Annotated in this window: 16 protein-coding genes; 4 read left to right on the top strand and 12 right to left on the bottom strand. The window is 71.8% G+C overall.

The features are described 5' to 3' along the window. The 4 genes from VHU88_03395 (at position 1) to VHU88_03380 (ending at position 6,031) form a co-directional block, all read left to right on the top strand. Positions 1-2,175: an ABC transporter permease gene (locus VHU88_03395; protein ID HEX3610709.1), complete on the top strand. Its 2,175-nt coding sequence runs from the start codon at positions 1-3 to the stop codon at positions 2,173-2,175. Next, positions 2,172-3,791: an ATP-binding cassette domain-containing protein gene (locus VHU88_03390; GenBank protein HEX3610708.1), complete on the top strand. Its 1,620-nt coding sequence runs from the start codon at positions 2,172-2,174 to the stop codon at positions 3,789-3,791. Before VHU88_03395 ends, VHU88_03390 begins: the two co-directional genes overlap by 4 nt. 152 nt (positions 3,792-3,943) lie before the next feature. Further along, positions 3,944-4,852, top strand: coding sequence for a hypothetical protein (locus tag VHU88_03385; protein ID HEX3610707.1), 909 nt, complete (start codon positions 3,944-3,946; stop codon positions 4,850-4,852). A 132-nt stretch (positions 4,853-4,984) separates the two neighbouring features. Then, the gene (locus tag VHU88_03380) at positions 4,985-6,031 is read left to right on the top strand and encodes a hypothetical protein (protein HEX3610706.1); all 1,047 of its coding nucleotides are present in this window, start codon (positions 4,985-4,987) and stop codon (positions 6,029-6,031) included. A 49-nt stretch (positions 6,032-6,080) separates the two neighbouring features. Here VHU88_03380 and VHU88_03375 read toward each other — a convergent pair whose 3' ends face one another. The 12 genes from VHU88_03375 to VHU88_03320 form a co-directional block, all read right to left on the bottom strand. Beyond that, complete coding sequence (locus tag VHU88_03375) at positions 6,081-6,845, bottom strand: SOS response-associated peptidase (protein HEX3610705.1); 765 nt, start codon at positions 6,843-6,845, stop codon at positions 6,081-6,083. A 20-nt stretch (positions 6,846-6,865) separates the two neighbouring features. After that, entirely contained in the window at positions 6,866-7,717 is an 852-nt protein-coding gene (locus VHU88_03370; GenBank protein ID HEX3610704.1) for a hypothetical protein, read from the bottom strand. 110 nt (positions 7,718-7,827) lie between these two features. After that, positions 7,828-9,114 (bottom strand): helix-turn-helix domain-containing protein, encoded by a 1,287-nt coding sequence (locus tag VHU88_03365; GenBank protein ID HEX3610703.1) that lies wholly within the window; start codon positions 9,112-9,114, stop codon positions 7,828-7,830. Between the two features lie 54 nt (positions 9,115-9,168). Further along, a complete protein-coding gene (pheT, locus tag VHU88_03360; GenBank protein HEX3610702.1) occupies positions 9,169-11,706 on the bottom strand; it encodes a phenylalanine--tRNA ligase subunit beta in 2,538 nt (845 codons plus the stop codon). Continuing rightward, entirely contained in the window at positions 11,706-12,830 is a 1,125-nt protein-coding gene (gene pheS, locus VHU88_03355) for a phenylalanine--tRNA ligase subunit alpha (GenBank protein HEX3610701.1), read from the bottom strand. The genes pheT and pheS overlap by 1 nt, the downstream gene beginning before the upstream one ends. A gap of 117 nt (positions 12,831-12,947) precedes the next feature. Then, a complete protein-coding gene (locus VHU88_03350; GenBank protein ID HEX3610700.1) occupies positions 12,948-14,000 on the bottom strand; it encodes an ATP-binding protein in 1,053 nt (350 codons plus the stop codon). A 99-nt stretch (positions 14,001-14,099) separates the two neighbouring features. After that, a complete protein-coding gene (locus VHU88_03345; protein ID HEX3610699.1) occupies positions 14,100-14,915 on the bottom strand; it encodes an RNA methyltransferase in 816 nt (271 codons plus the stop codon). Positions 14,916-14,940: 25 nt separating this feature from the next. Then, a complete protein-coding gene (gene rplT, locus VHU88_03340; protein ID HEX3610698.1) occupies positions 14,941-15,321 on the bottom strand; it encodes a 50S ribosomal protein L20 in 381 nt (126 codons plus the stop codon). A gap of 61 nt (positions 15,322-15,382) precedes the next feature. After that, positions 15,383-15,577: a 50S ribosomal protein L35 gene (gene rpmI, locus VHU88_03335; protein ID HEX3610697.1), complete on the bottom strand. Its 195-nt coding sequence runs from the start codon at positions 15,575-15,577 to the stop codon at positions 15,383-15,385. Between the two features lie 54 nt (positions 15,578-15,631). Beyond that, positions 15,632-16,258, bottom strand: coding sequence for a translation initiation factor IF-3 (infC, locus tag VHU88_03330; protein ID HEX3610696.1), 627 nt, complete (start codon positions 16,256-16,258; stop codon positions 15,632-15,634). Between the two features lie 254 nt (positions 16,259-16,512). Beyond that, positions 16,513-17,286 carry an SseB family protein gene (locus VHU88_03325; GenBank protein ID HEX3610695.1) on the bottom strand — a complete coding sequence of 258 codons (774 nt, stop codon included), beginning with the start codon at positions 17,284-17,286 and terminating at the stop codon, positions 16,513-16,515. Between the two features lie 33 nt (positions 17,287-17,319). Beyond that, positions 17,320-17,643 (bottom strand): hypothetical protein (locus VHU88_03320; GenBank protein ID HEX3610694.1); only part of this gene is annotated, 324 nt, incomplete at its 5' end.

The following is a 17,643-nucleotide window of genomic DNA, read 5'->3' as shown; positions in this document are numbered from 1 at the left end:
TTGCGCGAGCACTCGGACCGCCGGGCCGCGGGCCGCGCCGTGCTCGGCCGCCCGCACCTGCGCAACGCGCTCTTGGCGGTGGCCGGACTGCCCGTCCTGTGGACGGTGCTCAACGCGACGCTGCCGTCCGGACTGCCGATGGGCGTGGTGCTGCAGGGCACCGTGCTCGGCTCGCTGACCGGATGTTCGGCGCTGGGCCTGGTGCTGGTCTACCGGTCCTCGCGGGTCGTGAACTTCGCCCAGGCCTCACTGGGGTCGGCGGCCGCGACACTGTCGGTGCAACTGTTCACGACCAAGCACTGGAACTACTACGCCGCGGTACTCACCGGCGTCGCCGCCGCCGCGGCGGTCGGCGCAATCTGCGACCGACTGGTCGTGCAGCGGCTGTTCTGGGCGCCGCGACTGATCCTGACCGTCGCCACGATCGGGTTGGCCCAGGTCCTCTCCGGCGCACAGTTGGGGGTTCCGCGACTGCTGGGCGGCGAGACCGGGCTGGCGGCGGGCCTGCAGGGCGGCTTCCGGACCCCGCTGCATCTGGACTTCGAGTTCGGCGGGCTGCGGTTCAGCGGGGCGCACCTGATGGTGCTGCTGGTGATCCCGGTAGTGCTCGGAGTGTTCGCGCTGTTCCTGCGAGCCACCGCACTCGGCGTCGGGATCCGCGCGACCGCGTCCAACGCCGAGCGGGCGATGCTGCTGGGCATCCCCGTCCGCCGGTTGTCGATGCTGGTGTGGGCGTTGGCCGGCTTGCTGTCCGGCCTGGCCGCGATCCTGGCCTCGCCGCTGGTCGGACAGGGCGGCGATCTGGAGTCCGGCCCGACGCTGCTGCTGCCCGCGTTGGCCGCGGCCGTGATCGCGCGGATGGAGAGTCTGCCCACAGCGGTTTTCGCCGGGGTGGGCATCGGGATCTTCCAGCAGGCCGTGTTCTGGAACACGTCCCGGTCCAGCTACGTCGACGTCGGCCTGTTCGTCGTTGTCCTGCTCGCCCTGCTCGCCCAACGCCAACGGCTGACGCGGATCGCGGATGTGAACACCGGCGGCTGGACCGGGGCCGAGGAGACCCCGCCGGTGCCGTGGGAGCTCGCCCGCCTGCCGGAGATCGTCTGGGGTCGCCGGGTCGTGCTGGCCCTGCTCGCCACCGCCGTGATCGTGCTCCCGCTGTTTCTGACGCCCAGTCAGACCTCGCTGATCGGGACCGTCAGCATCATCTACGGGCTGGTCGCGGTCTCGCTGGTGGTGCTCACCGGGTGGGCCGGGCAGATCAGCCTCGGGCAGTTCGCGATCGCCGGGCTGGGCGCGGTGGTCACCGGCGATCTGGTCGTCAAGGCCGGGGCCGACCTGATCCTGGCGATGCTGGCCGGCGCCGCGACCGGGGCGGTCACCGCGTTGGCCGTCGGACTGCCCGCGCTGCGGATCCGCGGCCTGTTCCTCGGCGTGACCACGCTGGCCTTCGCGGTACCGCTGTCCACGTTCCTGCTCAACCCGGCGAACTTCCCGGCGTTGGTGCCCACGACCGTCGACCGACCGCTGGTCATCGAACGTTTCGACCTGTACTCCGAGCGAACCTTGTACTGGTTCGCATTGGCGGTGCTGGCGCTGGCGCTGGTGCTCTCCTCCGGTATCCGGCGTTCGCGGGCCGGGCGGGCGATGGTCGCCGTGCGCGACAACGAACGGGCCGCCGCGGCCCGCGGCCTGTCCCCGACCCGGATCAAGCTGGTCAGCTTCGCGGTCAGCGGTGCACTGGCGGGGCTGGCCGGCGGGATCGACGTGATCGCGTTGGACGGCGTCCGGGCCGGCAGCTTCACCCCGAACATGGCCTTCGAGGCGTTCTCGATGGTCGTGCTCGGCGGTGCCACGTCGATGCCCGGCGCCCTGGCCGGGGCGGCGTTCCTGCGTTCGGCGCAGTACTGGCTGTCCGGCGGCCTGCAACTGGTGGTCACCGGTACCGGAGTGCTCGCGGTCCTGCTGGTACTGCCCGGCGGATTGGCGCGGGTCCTCAACGCAGGCCGCATGGCAGCTTTCCGGGCAGTCGCACGGGCCCGTGGCATCACGCTGTCCGGCCCGGGCGGGCAGACCGGCGCGACCGAGGTCGACCTCGCCGCGCTGGGCCGACCGGGCCGCCTGCATGCGGCCACCGACGACACCGAGCCCACCGCGGACCTGCGAGCTCATCAATGAGCACAGCGCGAACGTCCTTGCTCGAGTGCGCGGGCTTGGAGGTCAGCTACGGCCGGAACCATGTGTTGCACGGCGTCGACCTGACGCTGGCCGCCGGTGAGGTGCTGGCCGTGCTCGGCACCAACGGGGCGGGCAAGTCCACGTTGCTGCGCGCGATCTCCGGGCTGACGCCGCCGCGCCGGGGTCGGGTCAGCCTCGACGGGCGCGATGTCACCGGCGCCGATCCGATGCGGATGGCCCGGGCCGGGCTGGCCTACATGCCTGGCGGGCGTGGAATCTTCCCCGACCTGAGCGTCGGGGAGAACCTGCGGATGGCGACGTGGGTCGGCCGCGCCGACCGCGCCCACTGCACGCGAGCGATCGAGCGCACGATCTCGTTGTTCCCGGCATTGCGCGGCCGGCTCGACGAACGGGCCGGGTTGCTGTCCGGCGGCCAGCAGCAGATGCTCGCGTTGGCCCAGGCCCTGGTGCAAGGACCGCCCGACCACGACGGCCGACCCGGCACCCGGGTGCTGCTCATCGACGAACTGTCCCTCGGCCTGGCCCCGGCGATCGTGGCCGAGCTGCTCGACGTCGTCGGCCATCTGCGCGACACCGGACTGGGCATCGTGCTGGTCGAGCAGTCCGCCGAACTGGCGCTGCGGATCGGCGACCGCGCGATGTTCCTGGAGAAGGGCGAGGTGCGCTTCAGCGGCCCGGCAGCCGAGATCGTCTCCCGCGGCGACCTGGTCCGCTCGGTGTTCCTCTCCGCCGCGCTCGGCGAGGACGACGCGGCGGACACCGCCGGGGCAATCGACCGGGTGTGGGCGGCCGGCCGCGACGCGTCGGCCATCCCCGCCGGCCCGGCGATCTCGTGCCACGGGCTGCGGAAGAGCTTCGGCGGCGTGGCCGCGATCGACGGCGTCGACCTGGAGGTGGCGGCAGGCGAGATCGTCGGCCTGATGGGCCCGAACGGGGCCGGGAAGACCACGATCCTCGACGCCCTGTCCGGGTTCGTCGTGCCGGACGCCGGCCGGGTCGTGCTGGCCGGCCGCGACGTCACCGGGTTGGCCCCGCACGCCCGGGCCCATCTCGGGCTCGGGCGATCGTTCCAGGACGCGAAGCTGTTCCCCGGGCTCACCGTGACCGAGACGATCGCCGTGTCCTGCGAGCGTTGGGTCACCTCGCGCGAACCGGTCGCTGCGGCACTGCGCCTGCCCGCCTCACTGGTGTCCGAGGCCGACATCGCCGAGCGCGTCGAGAACGTGATCGGGATGCTCGGCCTGCAGGTCTTCCGCGACCGGTTCACCGCTCAGCTGTCCACCGGGTCCCGGCGCCTGGTCGAGTTCGGCTGCCTGCTCGCCCAGGCCCCCGACGTCCTGCTGCTCGACGAGCCCGCAGCCGGCCTGGCCCGGGCGGAGGCCGAATTGATGGGCCCGCTGCTGCACCGGATCCGGGAGGCTACCAACAGCGCGCTGGTGATCGTCGAGCACGACGTCGGCCTGCTGCGCCGCACCTGCGACCGCATCGTGGCGCTGGACGCCGGCCGGGTCGTCGCGGTCGGGCCGCCCAATGACGTTCTGGCAGACCCCATCGTGATCGCCACGTACCTCGGCGGTGCAGCCGTCACGGGATGATTTCCGGCCACCGCACCAGATGTCGGGACATCCTTGATCGCGAAAACCTGTGGACTGGGTAAAGGGCCAGTACAGAAAGCCACTGATCGAGCACTCTGGGTTGAGCCGCGCCGGGACCGAGGCGGTCGCGCGGGGCCCAGGGAGAGCTGAAGATGGCTGGACGACGGACCGTCCGACGCCGACGCGAGTGGCACCTGCCGGCCGCGTTCGGCCACGGCCCGGTTTTCGCGTTGGGCCTGGGCGTGCTGGTGATCGTCGGCGCGGCCACCGTGGGGATGACCTGGGCCTCCGGCGGCGGCAACGCCAAACCGGTCGCCGACGTCTCGCCGCTCGCCTCCACAGACGCGGGCAGTTGCACACTGCTGGTCGGCAACCGCCTGCACTCGATGGACGTCGACCGCGCCCGGACCCTGACGATGATCGCCGGCGTCGGCACCCAGGTCGGGGCGATCCCGCAGCAGACCGCGCGCGCCTTCGACATCGTCCTGACCGACCGCGCCAAGTACCTGCCGAACGTCACCCAGACCCTGACGATCCTGGCCCAGGAGGACGCGATCGCCGCGACCCCCCTGAGCCTGGCCGAGGTCCAGGCGGTAACTCAGCCGGACGCGATGACGTGCTCGGTGCCCCCGACCACGCTGCCGGCGCAGAAGCCGGGCACCGACGGGCTGACCCCGCGCGCCGAGGCAGTCAGGACCGGAGTCCAGGACGCGTTCGGGAAGCTGCAGCTGGCCGGGGCGACCGGCGCGGCGGCGGCGCAGGCCTCGTCGGGCACCGGGTTGACCGTCTCCCTAGGGCCGATCAACCCGACCCGGCTGTCCACCGGCTGGGTGCTGGCCAGCTGGCTGGTCGCCCGCGAGTCCTCGTACGGGGTCGGGCAGATCAGCTTCGACCAACACAACTGGCAGCCTTCCGGCGGCTGGAACATGTCCCCCGCCGCGCCGTCGGCCGGCGCTTCGGCCACCGCCGCCGGCAGCCCGTTGAGCCAGGCCGCCGCGCTGGCCGCGAACAAGGCCGCCTCGACCCGCAACCCGAGCCAGCTGCAGATCGTCGTCGACTGACCCTGGATTCCGGCGCCGCTGCGTAGGCGGGGCGCCACCTTCGGTGAATTTGGACGGCGATTCGCCGAAATTGTGACCGGATGCATCCTTTCCGCCGGTTAACTCCGGGCCGTCCGAGCTCAGAACCCGATGATGAGCGCTGCCCACCGGCGCTGGACGCCCCGCCGTCGGCCCCTGCTCGGAGTCGTCGTGGCAGTGGCGCTGACGGTAGCCGGGACCCTGGCACTGCGCGGCGGAGCCAGTGACTCCCCCGCCGGGTTCGTCGTCGCCGCAGCTGCCGCACCGGCCGCGACTCAGGCTCCGGCCCTCGACGACCAACCGATGCCCGCCGCCTCCCGCTCGGTGACCCGCAGCAGCGGCCCGCACCTGGTCCCGGCGGTCGTCGGCACGAACCCGCAGTGCCGGCTTACGTTGCCGTCCGGTGCGTGGTCGCTGGACCTGACCGCGGCTCGCGCGCTGACCATGATCACCGCGGGCGCCTACCGCACCAACGCCTCGGTAGCGACCGCCGCCCTGGCCTTCGAGCACGCCCTGCACGAGAAGCACCTGCGTCGGGTCCCGACGCCGGTGCAGACCCAGCGCATGCTCAAACACCGCTACCAGCACCTGCCGCCCACCTGGGCCGTCGACTCCGTGCTGGCGCTGTACGACCCGCAAAAGCTGACGTGCACGGTTGCGGTGCGTCCGGTGCCCCGTGAGGAGATGCTCACCAACGGGCTGACCATGCGGGCGCAAACGATGTTGTTCGCGTTCTTCGAGGCCTACGGCGGGCGCCCGGTCGGCGGGTTCGAACCCGGCGGGATCTTCACCGGCCACATCGAGAACTCCGCGCATTACGAGGGCCGGGCGATCGACGTCTCGTTCCCGACCTCGGACCCGGAGAACAACCGACGCGGCTGGCTGCTGGCCCAATGGCTCGTGGCCCAGGCCGACTTTCTCCAGATCGCCACGGTGATCTTCGACGACCATCTGTGGAGCGCGCTGCACTCCGACCAGGGCTGGCGGCCCTACACCCACCCCAGCGGCAACACCACCGACCCGACCCTGCGACACCTGGACCACGTCCACGTCGACGTCGAGCACGGCCTGCCGGCCGGTCCACCCCCGGACATCGCCGCCGCCGAGGCCGCAGCCGCGTGCCTCCCTCCCCGCACTTCTGCTGCCTGTCCCACGCATTGACCGCGCCGGACAGGTGGAACAGGCAGCACAAGTCGGGGAGCGGGGTGGCTCAGAACAGCGTGTAGGACGCGGCCTCGTCGACCGGGGCGACCAGTTCGGGCCCGTTGTTGCGGTGGTTGTTCACGGCCGTCGAGACCGGATGCGCGATCAGACCACTGGTGGGCCCGGCGACCAGCAGGTCGGCCACCACGGCGGCATCGGAGACGGTCGGGTCGAGCCAGGTCGACCAGGCCTGCGGCTCGACGAACATCGGTTGCCGGTCGTGGATGTGGCCGATCGCATCGGTGGCCGTGGTGGTGAGCACCGTGCAGGTACGCAGCCACGCTGACGGGTCGTCACGTCCTCGGGTCGGGTCGCGCCAGAACTCGTACAGGCCGGCCATCGCCAACGTCCCCCCGTCCTGGCGGCGGATGAAGTACGGCTGCTTCGTCGGCTTACCGGCCGGGGTGTCCGTGGCATACCACTCGTAGTAGCCGTCGGCGGGCAGCAGGCAGCGCCGCCTGGCGAACGCCTCACGGAACGCCGGTTTGGTCGCCGCGGTCTCGATCCGGGCGTTGATCATCCGGCTGCCGACCTTGGGGTCGGATGCCCAGAACGGGACCAGACCCCAACGCAGCACGACGAGTCGCCGGGTGGCCGGTTCCTCGGCGGGCGCGTCCTTCTGACGCCGCGTCACCACTGCGTACACCGGTTTGGTCGGGGCGACGTTCCAGTCCGGCTCGAGCCGCTCGGCCTCTCCGAAGTCGACAGAGTCGAGCCCGAACTCCGCGACCAGGTCGTCCACGCCCCAACTGGCGCCGTAGCGTCCGCACACGGGTACAGATTGCCAGGCGCTCAGATGTTGTTGAGCACCCGCGGGTGAGCCTCCGGGCGCAGCCAGGCCACCAGCCAGCCCATCTGGTTGGGCAGCGAGACGTTTGTGCAGCCGTAGGTCGGCAACCATCGGGTCGAGGGCCAGGAGGTGTGGTAGAAAATCCCGCTGCCCAGGGACGGGTCCGGCTCCGGCGCCGCGCCGGGGTGCATGCGCGGATGGTTGTAGTCCAACCAGAACCCGTACTGCATCGAGGGACGGTTGCCGCCGTGCCCGTTCTCCAGCCAGGTGTTGTACGTCGGCCCCGGCTCCGAGCCGATCACCGACGTCGCCAAGCGGCGGCGCCACGGCATGGGCCCCGGCGCCGTGGGCGTGGTGGAGAACGTCAGGTAGATGTCGTAGACGCCCGACGGCGTCCGCCCGTCGTCGGTGCGCCGCCGACCGACCGGCGCGAACCCCTTGGGCCCGACCGTCGAGCGGAACACCGCCTCTCCGTCCAGCCCGGGCCCGGCGGCCAGGCGCCAGGCGCCGCCGATCTTCTCCCAGGCCTCGGTCCTGGTGCAGTAGACCTCCGAGCACCACTGGTGGCTGTAGACGGTGCGGATGATCTGACTGGTCTCCGCCGGCAGTCCGGCCGCCCAGGGGGGCGCCTGCGCGCCCGGTTGCGCCGGGGTCGGCTTCTGCCCCAGGTTCGGCAGGAGCGGGATCGGCGGCAGGCCTGGGATCGGCGGGGACGGGGTCCCGTCGGCTGAGGCGCCTCCGGTGCCGAGCACCAGCGCCACCGCGAGCCCGGCCGCAGCGGTGGCCACGGCCCCGGCGAACGCGGCCCGCCGCGCCCGCCGGGCGCCCACGCGCGGCTCGGAGTGATGTCCCATTTCTCCGACGATCGGCGGGAGTGCCCCGGATCGCAATCGGCTTGGGCCGGCCGAGAAGAAACCGTTGCCCCGCGCCGGAGGTCGCCTGCTCACGGCGGCGTGTCGACCGCTCATGCGGCCCGCAGCGCCAACGTCGGGACGCCGGCGGCGGTGACCACCTCGGCCTCGATGTCGAGCATCCGGCGCATCCACTCGATCGCGGCGCGGGCGATCACGCCCCGGTCCAGCGATGGCTGCCAGGCATGCAGGCCGAGGCTCATGGAATAGGTCATCTCGGCCAGGAATCGCTCGTCGCAGGTCCCGCGGATCCGGGCCAGCGTCAGGGCGAGCGCCCGTTCGCGGCGCTCGTCGACCGCGCGCACGGCCGACGCCACCGAGGGGTTCGAGTGGGACCAAGCCCGCCAGGCGACGGCGGCCTGTGTCGGGCCGACCAAGAGATCGGCGTGGAGCAGTTCCAATCGGCGCCAGGGATTACGTTCCGCCAGCAGTTCCTCGACCCGGTGCAGTTCCGCCGCGGCCCAGGCGGCGGCCAATTCCGTCACGAAGTCCGGCAATGCCCCGAAGTGATGGTGAAACGAGCCCTTGGTCAGCTCGAGTCGGTCTACCATCGCGGCGACCGTCAGGCCGTCGGATCCCTGCGCCGCGAGCAATTCACCGGCGGCGCCGAAGTACCGATCCCGCGAGCCGGACGCGGTGCCCAACCTCGTCCAAGCGTCGGCGCCCGGGACGATGCCGATCGCATCGACCAGGTCCGCCACGTCGCCGGCCGAGGTCGCCACCGTGTCCATGCGGCGCCAGGAGTGGACCTGCAGACAGGGACGTCCTTCCACGCGGATGACCCCGCCGGTCACGCCGAGGCCCTCGTAGATGGCGGCACACCACAGGATCCAGCGTTCGGCCGACAGCACCCGCGGACGCGATTGCGCCCCGATGGCCACCGAATTCGCCATCGGACCGAGAACCGCGCCGGTGTCGGAATCACCCGCCCAGTCCGTGAAGCTGCCCGCGCTCAGCGCCCACACGCTGCGATAGACCTCCCCGACCGCATCGGCTATCGCCTGGTTGGTCCGGGCCCAAGCCAGGACGCTGCGCACCCCCGGGGAGATGGACGCCCCCGCGTTGTTCGCACAGGCGGCCAAGCGCCGACGCGCGTCCGGCACCTGCGCGAAGGAGTCGAAGAACCCGACGAAATACGTCTGCCACCGCTGCGCGAAGGCCGCGACGAACGCCGGCATGTCCTCGAAATGGTGGTAGAACGAGCCCTTGGTCACGCGCAGTCGCTCGCACATCGCGGCGATCGTCAGCCCGGTGCAGCCGCGTTCGGCCAGCAGTTCGTAGGCGGCACAGAAAAACGCCTCCCGGTCCCGTACCCCCGCTCGGGCGCCCTGCGTGTTCACGGTCGACCTCCGACGCAGCGAGAAACGTTCGACAGGCCGCAGCTGTGGGGTAGGTCAGGCACGGCGCAGCACTGCGCCGGTCAGTTCGCCGGCCCGGGCCACCGCAGCCTCGCGTGCCGCGCTCGCCTCCTCGGCGGTCAAGGTGCGGTCCGGCGCCCGGAAGCGCAAAGCGAACGCCAGCGACTTGTTGTCGGCGCCGAGTTGCTCGCCGGTCCAGACGTCGAACAGCCGGATCGACTCCAGCAGCTCACCCGCGCCTTCCCGCAGTGCGGCGGCCACGTCCTGTGCCGACACGTCGGCGGCGACGATCAACGCGACATCCTGAGTGGCCGGCGGGAATCCGGAGATCCGCGGCGCCGGGGTGACGGCGTTCGCGTGCTCGAGCAACAGGTCGAGGTCGAGTTCCATCGCCACGGTGCGGGCCGGCAACGACAGCTCCCCGATCACCCGCGGGTGCAGTTCACCGGCGTGCCCCAGCACCAGGTCGCCGTCGTCGGTGGCGACGGTCAGCGCCGCACACCGTCCCGGGTGCCACGGCGCCAGGTTGTCCTGATGCACCGTCAGATCGGTGCCCGCCGCGGCTGCGACGGCCCGGCCGGCCTCGATCGCGTCGGCCCAGTCGGCCTCACGGCCGGCGCCCCACCAGCCGTTCGGCAACCGCGCGCCGGTCATCACCACGGCAACGTGCCGGGGCTGGTGCGGCAGGGCGGCCTCGGTCGCGGCCAACTCCTCCGGCGTGGCACGTCGGTCCACCGGCGGCCGGGGCGCGGGTCCGCCGGTCAGCGACGGCCGGAACACCCGACCGACCTCGAACAGGGCCAGGTCGGCCGTACCGCGGCCGAGATTGCGCCGCAGCGCCGCGAACAGGCCCGGCAGCAGCGTCGTGCGCAGCAGCGGTTCGGCCTCCGAGATCGGGTTGGCCAGCCGCAGCGCGGAACGCCGCACGTCGTCGACGGGCAGGCCGAGCGCGTCGAACTCGCGGGCCGCGACGAACGGGTAGCAGAGCACCTCGGCTAATCCGGCGCCGGCCAGGGCGCGGGAGACGCTGCGGCGCCGCTGCTGCTCGAACGTCAGGCCGCGTCCGGCCGGTGCCCGTGGCAGCAGGGCCGGGACCGAGTCGTAGCCCTCGAGGCGGATGACCTCCTCGGCGACGTCGGCCGGGTCGGTCAGGTCGGGCCGCCACGACGGCGGGGTGACGGTCAACGTCGCACCGTCGACTGCGCAGGTCGCGCCGACCTGGACCAACCGCCGCTGCACGGTCCCGCCGTCCAGGTCGCGGCCGGCCAACCGAGCGGGGTAGGCGACGTCGAGGGTGATCGTGGCCGGCGCAGGAAGCATGTTCTCGTCCGTGCCGGCGTCCTCGATCGTGCCGCCGCCGAGTTCGGCGAGCAGGCCCGCGATACGGGCCGCCGCGATCGGCGGCAGCATCGGGTCCACGCCGCGTTCGAAGCGCCGGGAGGCCTCGCTGGCCAGGCGGTGTCGTCGGGCCACCCGGGCGATCGTGACCGGGTCGAAGTGCGCGGCCTCGATCACGACGTCGGTGGTTCCCGCGCCGATCTCGGTGCTCGCGCCGCCCATCACGCCGGCCAGGCCGATCGGGCCGGAGTCGTCGACGATCAGCAGGTCGCCGGGGTCGAGGTCGCGCACCGCGCCGTCGAGGGTCTCCAACTTCTCCCCTGACGCGGCCCGGCGTACGCCGATCGCCCCACGCAGCTTGGCCCGGTCGTAGGCGTGCGTGGGCTGACCGAGTTCGAGCATCACGTAGTTGGTGACATCGACGGCCAACGAGATCGACCGCATCCCGCAGGCCTGTATCCGGCGGCGCATCCACTCCGGCGACGGCGCGCTCGGGTCCAGCCCGGTGACGACGCGGGCGACGAACCGGTCGCAGCCGGTCGGGTCGGCGACACGGACCGGGTAGCCCGCCGCGGTCGGCGCGGTGATCGGTGCGGCCGGGTCGACGAACTCGACGTCGAACGCGGTGGCCACCTCGCGGGCCACACCGCGGATCGAGAGCGCGTAACCCCGGTCCGGGGTGACCGCGATGTCCAGCACCTCGTCGCCCATGCCGAGCACGGCCTTCGCGTCCGCACCGATCGGGGTGGTCGGCGGGAGCACGATGATGCCCGCGTGGTCGCCCTCGGGGATGCCGAGTTCGCGCTCCGAGCAGATCATCCCGTCGGAGACGTGCCCGTAGGTCTTGCGGGCGGCGACGGCCCAGTGCTCACCGGGTTCGGCACCCGGCAGGACGGTCCCCGGCAGCGCGACCACGACCACGTCGCTGAGCGCGAAATTCCTTGCCCCGCAGACAATCCCGCGCGAACCGGCGCCGACACCGTGAGTCTCGTTGTGTTCCGGGCCGACGTCGACCCGGCAGTACCGGATGTCCTTCTTGAGCTTCTCCTTCTCCCGAAGCTCCTCGATGGACAGCACGCGACCGACCACCAGCGGACCGGTGACCTCGCCGCCGACGGACTCGACGGTCTCCACCTCCAGGCCCGCGGCTATGATCTTCTCGGCAACCTGACGCCCCGTCAGATCAACAGGCAGGCCGGGCACGAAGTCCCGGATCCAGGAGATGGGCGCGCGCATCAGACCTCCACCCCGAACGGCAGGGTGAACCGAACGTCGCCCTCCACCATGTCCCGCATGTCGTCGATGCCGTGGCGGAACATCACCGTGCGCTCGATGCCCATGCCGAAAGCGAAGCCGGTGTAGATCTCCGGGTCGACCCCGCAGGCGATGAGCACGCGCGGGTTGACCATCCCGGCGCCGCCCCACTCGATCCAGCCCTCGGAGCGGCATGTCCGGCACGGCCCGAAGAAGTCAGGCGCTGCCGGGTCTCCGACCGATTTGCCGCGGCACACGAAGCACTGCAGGTCGAACTCCGCGGAGGGTTCGGTGAACGGGAAGTACGACGGCCGCCACCGGGTGCGGATGCCATCGCCGAACAGCGACGACGCGAGGTGGTCGAGGGTGCCGCGCAGGTGGGCCATGCTGATCCCGCGGTCGACGGCGAGGCCCTCGATCTGGTGGAACACCGGGGTGTGGGTCGCGTCGAGTTCGTCGGTGCGGAACACCCGGCCCGGGTGCACGACGTACACCGGCAACTGACGGTCCATCAGCGCGCGGATCTGCGTCGGCGAGGTGTGGGTGCGCAGCACCAGGCCATTCTCCGGCGGGTCGATGAAGAAGGTGTCCATCATCGTGCGCGCCGGGTGGTCGGGCGCGATGTTGAGCGCGTCGAAGTTGAACCACTCGGTCTCGACCTCGGGGCCCTCGGCGATCTCGTAACCCATCGAGACGAAAATGTCGGCAAGCAGTTCGGCGGTGGTCGACAGCGGGTGCCGGGCACCGCGCGGGGCGCGGTCGGTCGGCAGCGTGACGTCGACGGCCTCCTCGACCAGCGCCCGGGCGTCGCGCTCGTCCTCGAGTTCGACGGTGCGGGCGGTGATCGCGTCGGCGACGGCCTTGCGGGCGGACCCGACGCGCTTGCCGGCATCGGCCTTCGCGGCCGGCGGCAGCGCGCCGATCTCCCGGTTCGCGAGCGCCAGCGGCGATCGGTCGCCGGCCACGTCGAGACGGACCTGCTTGAGGGCGGCGAGATCCCCGGCGGCGGCGATCGCCGCGATCGCCTGGGCGGTCAGCCGCTCGATGAGCTCAGGATCGAGCGCGGCGACCTGCACTGGGTCGAAGGACGAATTAGGCGCAGACACCCAGGAATCCTATGGCCGCCACCGTCCCGAACTCTCTCGCGTCTTCTGCGCGCGTCCGCGCCCTTCGAGGGCCCCCGAAGGGCGCGGACGCGCACAGAAGATGCAACTTAGGGTGACTCAGGCGGCGGGGAGGGTGAAGCGGAAGGCGGCGCCGCCACCGGCCGCGCGGCCCACGCCGATCGTGCCGCCGTGCGCCTCGACCAGTCCGCGCGCCACGTACAGCCCGAGCCCGCTGCCGCCGCGGCGCCCGTCGCGCCAGAAACGCTGGAACACCAGGTTCTTCTGCTCCGCCGGGACGCCGTCGCCCTGGTCGCTCACCGTCACGGCGACGCCGTCCGGGCAGGCCTCGAGCCGCATCGTCACCCGGCCGGCGCCGTGCCGCACCGCGTTGTCCAGCAGGTTCGCCAGCACCTGCTCGACGCGGTCGGTGTCGACGGCGAGTACACCGACCGGGCCACTCTGCTCGACGCGGAAGCGTTCAGCCGGCACACCGGCGGCCACCTGGGCGGCCACCTGCCGCTGGACCAACTCGATCAGGTCGACCGGGCTGCGCCGCAGGTCGAGACGCCCGGCCTCGATCCGGCCGACGTCGAGCAGGTCACCGACCAACCGGCCGAGCCGGTCGGCGTCGGACCGGACGGCGGCCACCAGTTCGCGGCGCTCGGCATCGTCGAAGCGGTCCCACCGGCGCAGCAGCGTGGTCGTGAAGCCCTTGACCGCAGCCAGCGGGGTGCGCAGCTCGTGCGCGACGGTGGCCACCAGATCGGCGCGTGCCCGTTCGGCCCGTTCCCGGCCGGCCCCACCACGCAACGTAACCACGAGCCGGTGGACCTGACCCAGGGGCTGCTCACGCACGAACGTGGCGCAGACCAGCATCTCCCGGGAGCCCAGCAGCAGCGACTGCTCCGGGTGGCCGGTACGGGTCGCCAGGCCGCCGTAGGGGTCCGCAACCTCCCACCAGTCCCGACCGCAGCGGTCGACCAGCGGGAGTACGTGCGGCAGGTCCTTGCCGATCAGCTCGTCGGCCGGCAGACCGAGCAGGCGTTCGGCGCGACGGTTGACCAGGATCACCTGGCCGCTGTCGTCGGCGACGACCAGACCGTCGGGCAGTTCGTCGTACGCGATGCGACCGTCGAGCTGGTCACCGCAAGGGCGGCGGGTTTCCCTCACCTTTGCAGGATCGCGGAAGCGTGGCAGCTGTGCGGATGGTTTGCGGCAACGCGACGAAACGGGAGAACAGTTTCGTCCGGACTTGGCCTGTTCGGGAGTTTAATCTCCGCGCCGGTGCGCACGGGCCGAGGCGTAGAGGCACACCGCGGCCGCGGTGGCGAGGTTGAGGCTCTCGGCCCGGCCGTGGATCGGCACCCGGACGACATCGTCGGCCAGCTCGGCCACCTCGGCCGGCAGACCCCAGGCCTCGTTGCCGAAGATCCAGGTCGTCGGCGCCGCGAGCCCGCCGGAGTCGGCCAGGTCGTCGAGGTCGAGGCGGCCGCGACCGTCGGCGGCCAGCACCCGCATCCCGGCCTGCCGCAGCGCGGCCACCGTCCGCGCGGTGTCCACGTCGACCGTGATCGGCAGGTGGAACATGCTGCCCGCCCCGGCCCGGACGCACTTGGCGTTGTAGACGTCGACCGAACCGTGGGACAGCAGCACCGCGGCGGCACCGGCGGCGTCGGCCACCCGGATCACCGTCCCGGCGTTACCCGGATCGCGCACCTGGGCCAGCAGCACGGACAACCGCGGGGCGGCGTCGAGCACCGCCGGCAACCCCACATCGACGAACCCGCAGACGGCCACGATCCCCTGCGGGGTCGTGGTCTGGGCGAGAGCTTCCATCACCGGACCGGACACGCGGTGCACGGCCGGCCCCACGACGTCGGCGGCCGCCATCAGGTCCGGGTGCCGGGCCTCGGCCTCCGCGGTGACGAACAGCGCGCTGACCGTGCCCGGGCAGGCCAGTGCCTCGCGGACGGCCTGCGGCCCCTCGGCGAGGAACCTCCGGTCGCGGGTCCGGAAGGCGCGCTTGCCCAACCGGACAGCTGCGACAACAGCGGCCGCCCGGGCCGAGGTGATCTCCCCCGGCATCGAGCGGCTGCGTGGTGCGCTTATGTCAGGCCGCAGGAGCGTTGCGGTCGGCCGGCAACGCCGCCTTGGCGATCTCGACGAGCGTGGTGAACGCCGCCGGGTCGTTGACCGCGAGCTCGGCGAGCATGCGGCGGTCGACCTCGATCTCGGCCAGCTGCAGGCCCTGGATGAACCGGTTGTAAGTCAGGCCGTTCTCCCGGGAGGCGGCGTTGATTCGCTGGATCCACAGCCGACGGAAGTCGCCCTTGCGCTTCTTGCGGTCCCGGTAGGCGTAGACCAGGGAGTGGGTTACCTGCTCCTTGGCCTTGCGGTACAGCCGGGAACGCTGGCCGCGGTAACCGCTGGCCTGCTCGAGAACCTCTCGACGCTTCTTCTGGGCGTTGACCGCCCGCTTCACGCGTGCCATGTCGCTTCAAACTCCTGGATCAAACTGAGGGCGGACGCGCACTGCTGCGCGCGAGGACGGACTACTTGCGCAGCAGCTTCAGGACACGCTTGCGGTCGCCCGGCGCCAGCTCGGCCTCCATCGCCAGCCGACGGGTACGACGGGAGGACTTGTGCTCGAGCAGATGCCGGGCGTTCGCCTTCTCGCGCATCACCTTGCCGGTCCCGGTGATCTTGAAGCGCTTGCTGGCGCCGCTGTGGGTCTTGGCCTTGGGCATCGTCGGGCTCTCTCCGTAGTTCGTTCAGCCGGCTGTGCGGGACTTGCGGACGGCTCAGCTCTCGGCGACCGCTTCGGTTTCGGGCGCGTCGTCCTCGGCGGGTTCGGCGGACCCCGCATCCTTGCGGCGCTCGTCGCGGGCCTGCCGAGCCTCGGCCATCGCCTCGGCCTTCTTCTTCGTCGGGGCCAGGACCATGAGCATGTTCCGGCCCTCCTGACGCGGCTCGTACTCGACCACGCCGAGTTCCTGGACGTCGTCGGCCAAGCGCTTGAGCAGGCGGAAACCGAGCTCCGGACGGGACTGCTCCCGGCCGCGGAACATGATCGTGATCTTCACCTTGTCGCCGGCCTTGAGGAACCGGACGACGTGGCCCTTCTTCGTCTCGTAGTCGTGCGGGTCGATCTTGGGACGCAGCTTCATCTCCTTGATGACGGTCTGCGCCTGATTGCGTCGCGCTTCACGGGCCTTCATCGCGGACTCGTACTTGAACTTGCCGTAGTCCATGAGCTTGACCACCGGCGGACGCGCGGTGGCGGCCACCTCGACCAGGTCCAGGTCGGACTCGCGCGCAAGCTCGAGAGCCTTGGCGATCGGCACGATTCCGACCTGTTCGCCATTCGGCCCGACGAGCCTGACCTCGGGAACCCGGATCCGGTCGTTGATGCGCGGTTCTGTGCTGATGTGCCCTCCTCGGAGTACTGCCGTTCGACCCCCCGAACACGGAAAAGGCTTCCGCGCCCGTGCTTCGCGGAAGCCGACAAACCGAACCCCACGGTTGCCGGGGCAACCGCTGAAGACGGACCCGAAGATCCGCCCGGGCCCAGAACCCGACGACCGGTAGGTCGTTGCGGGTGGGAGTCGGACTCCGCTTTCACGCCCCGGAAATCGGATCTCCGGGGAGGCCGTCCGTCAGCTTAGCAGTCGGGCTCGCCGGCTCAGCAGTCCGCGGCGCCCCTGGGTTCGCCGACCAGCAGCACGCCGCCGGGCAACGCGGCCTCGGGGACCAGTGCGAGGTCCAGGCCCCGGCTCAGCCGGTCGCGTAGCACCGGGTCGGCGGCCAGGTCGGCGGACAGCGCGTGCAGGCACGCGGCCGGGTCCGGGCAGCGGGTGACGTCGAGTACGAGCGCCAGCGTGAGGTCCGGGCCGCTCGGGTCGGCGCAGCCGACGAGAACAGCGGCGGCGACCGCCGGTTCGCTCGCCAGCCGGGCCCGCAACGCGCCCGCGACCTCGGGATCCTGCACCGGTGGCACCGGCACCCGGCCCTCGGCAAGGGCGCGCAAGGCCCGGCCTTCGACCAGGAACGGGACCGGGCCGGCCGGGTCGAGCACGAGCAGGTCGGCGTTCTCGAACAGCGCCGCCTGTGCCGCCCGGACCGCGGTGATCGGCAGCGGCCGCGCCTCGGGATGCCATCCGGACAGCCGCTCGATCGAGGTGAATGCGGGCAGGGCGACCCGGCCGTCGTCACCGCGCAGGGTTACCACTGCCATATCGGTGGCCTTCTCCGCCCCGGTCGCATCGTCGCTCGCGCTGAGGATCGCGACGATCGGGACCAGCACCCGGGTATCCAGCAGCGCGCTGAGCACCGGTTCGGCGGGCCCGGCGGCGCTCCAGCCGGCCAGGACGGCATCCAACGCCGCGTCAGCCCCGCCGACGTCGTCGGGAAAGCCTGGGTCGCTCAGTACCCGGGGCGGGCTGCCTGCGTCGTGCACGGTGCAATCATCGCCGGGGCGCCGCGCTCCGGCTCAAGCGGCACTGCGCAGGTACTCGAGCCAGCGCTCGACGCTCCAGTCCAGGTCGTAGTCGACCGAGCTCTGCTCCGGGGTCTCGGGCCGGTCGGCAGCCGGCTCCACCGGCGGTTGCGTCGGCTCCGCTGCCACCGGGTCGGTGGACAGGTACTCGCGCCACCGATCGAGGCTCCAGCCCAGGTCGTAGCCGGCGGGATTCCGGTCCGGGATCTCCGACTGGTCGACGACCGGATCCGCCGGCGGTTGCGACGGCTCCACCGTCACCGGGTCGGTGGACAGGTACTCGCGCCACCGATCGAGGCTCCAGTCCAAGTCGTAGCC

The sequence above is a fragment of the Sporichthyaceae bacterium genome (assembly GCA_036269075.1).
In the GTDB taxonomy this organism is placed as follows: domain Bacteria; phylum Actinomycetota; class Actinomycetes; order Sporichthyales; family Sporichthyaceae; genus DASQPJ01.
This window is presented reverse-complemented; position numbering and strand designations above follow the sequence as displayed.

Bases quoted from the DNA above. Each gene is read 5' to 3' on its own strand.
- VHU88_03390 (HEX3610708.1), top strand. From the start codon at position 2,172: ATGAGCACAGCGCGAACGTCCTTGCTCGAGTGCGCGGGCTTGGAGGTC.
- VHU88_03385 (HEX3610707.1), top strand. From the start codon at position 3,944: ATGGCTGGACGACGGACCGTCCGACGCCGACGCGAGTGGCACCTGCCG.
- VHU88_03380 (HEX3610706.1), top strand. From the start codon at position 4,985: ATGAGCGCTGCCCACCGGCGCTGGACGCCCCGCCGTCGGCCCCTGCTC.
- VHU88_03370 (HEX3610704.1), bottom strand. From the start codon at position 7,717: ATGGGACATCACTCCGAGCCGCGCGTGGGCGCCCGGCGGGCGCGGCGG.
- pheT (HEX3610702.1), bottom strand. From the start codon at position 11,706: ATGCGCGCGCCCATCTCCTGGATCCGGGACTTCGTGCCCGGCCTGCCT.
- VHU88_03345 (HEX3610699.1), bottom strand. From the start codon at position 14,915: ATGCCGGGGGAGATCACCTCGGCCCGGGCGGCCGCTGTTGTCGCAGCT.
- rplT (HEX3610698.1), bottom strand. From the start codon at position 15,321: ATGGCACGCGTGAAGCGGGCGGTCAACGCCCAGAAGAAGCGTCGAGAG.
- rpmI (HEX3610697.1), bottom strand. From the start codon at position 15,577: ATGCCCAAGGCCAAGACCCACAGCGGCGCCAGCAAGCGCTTCAAGATC.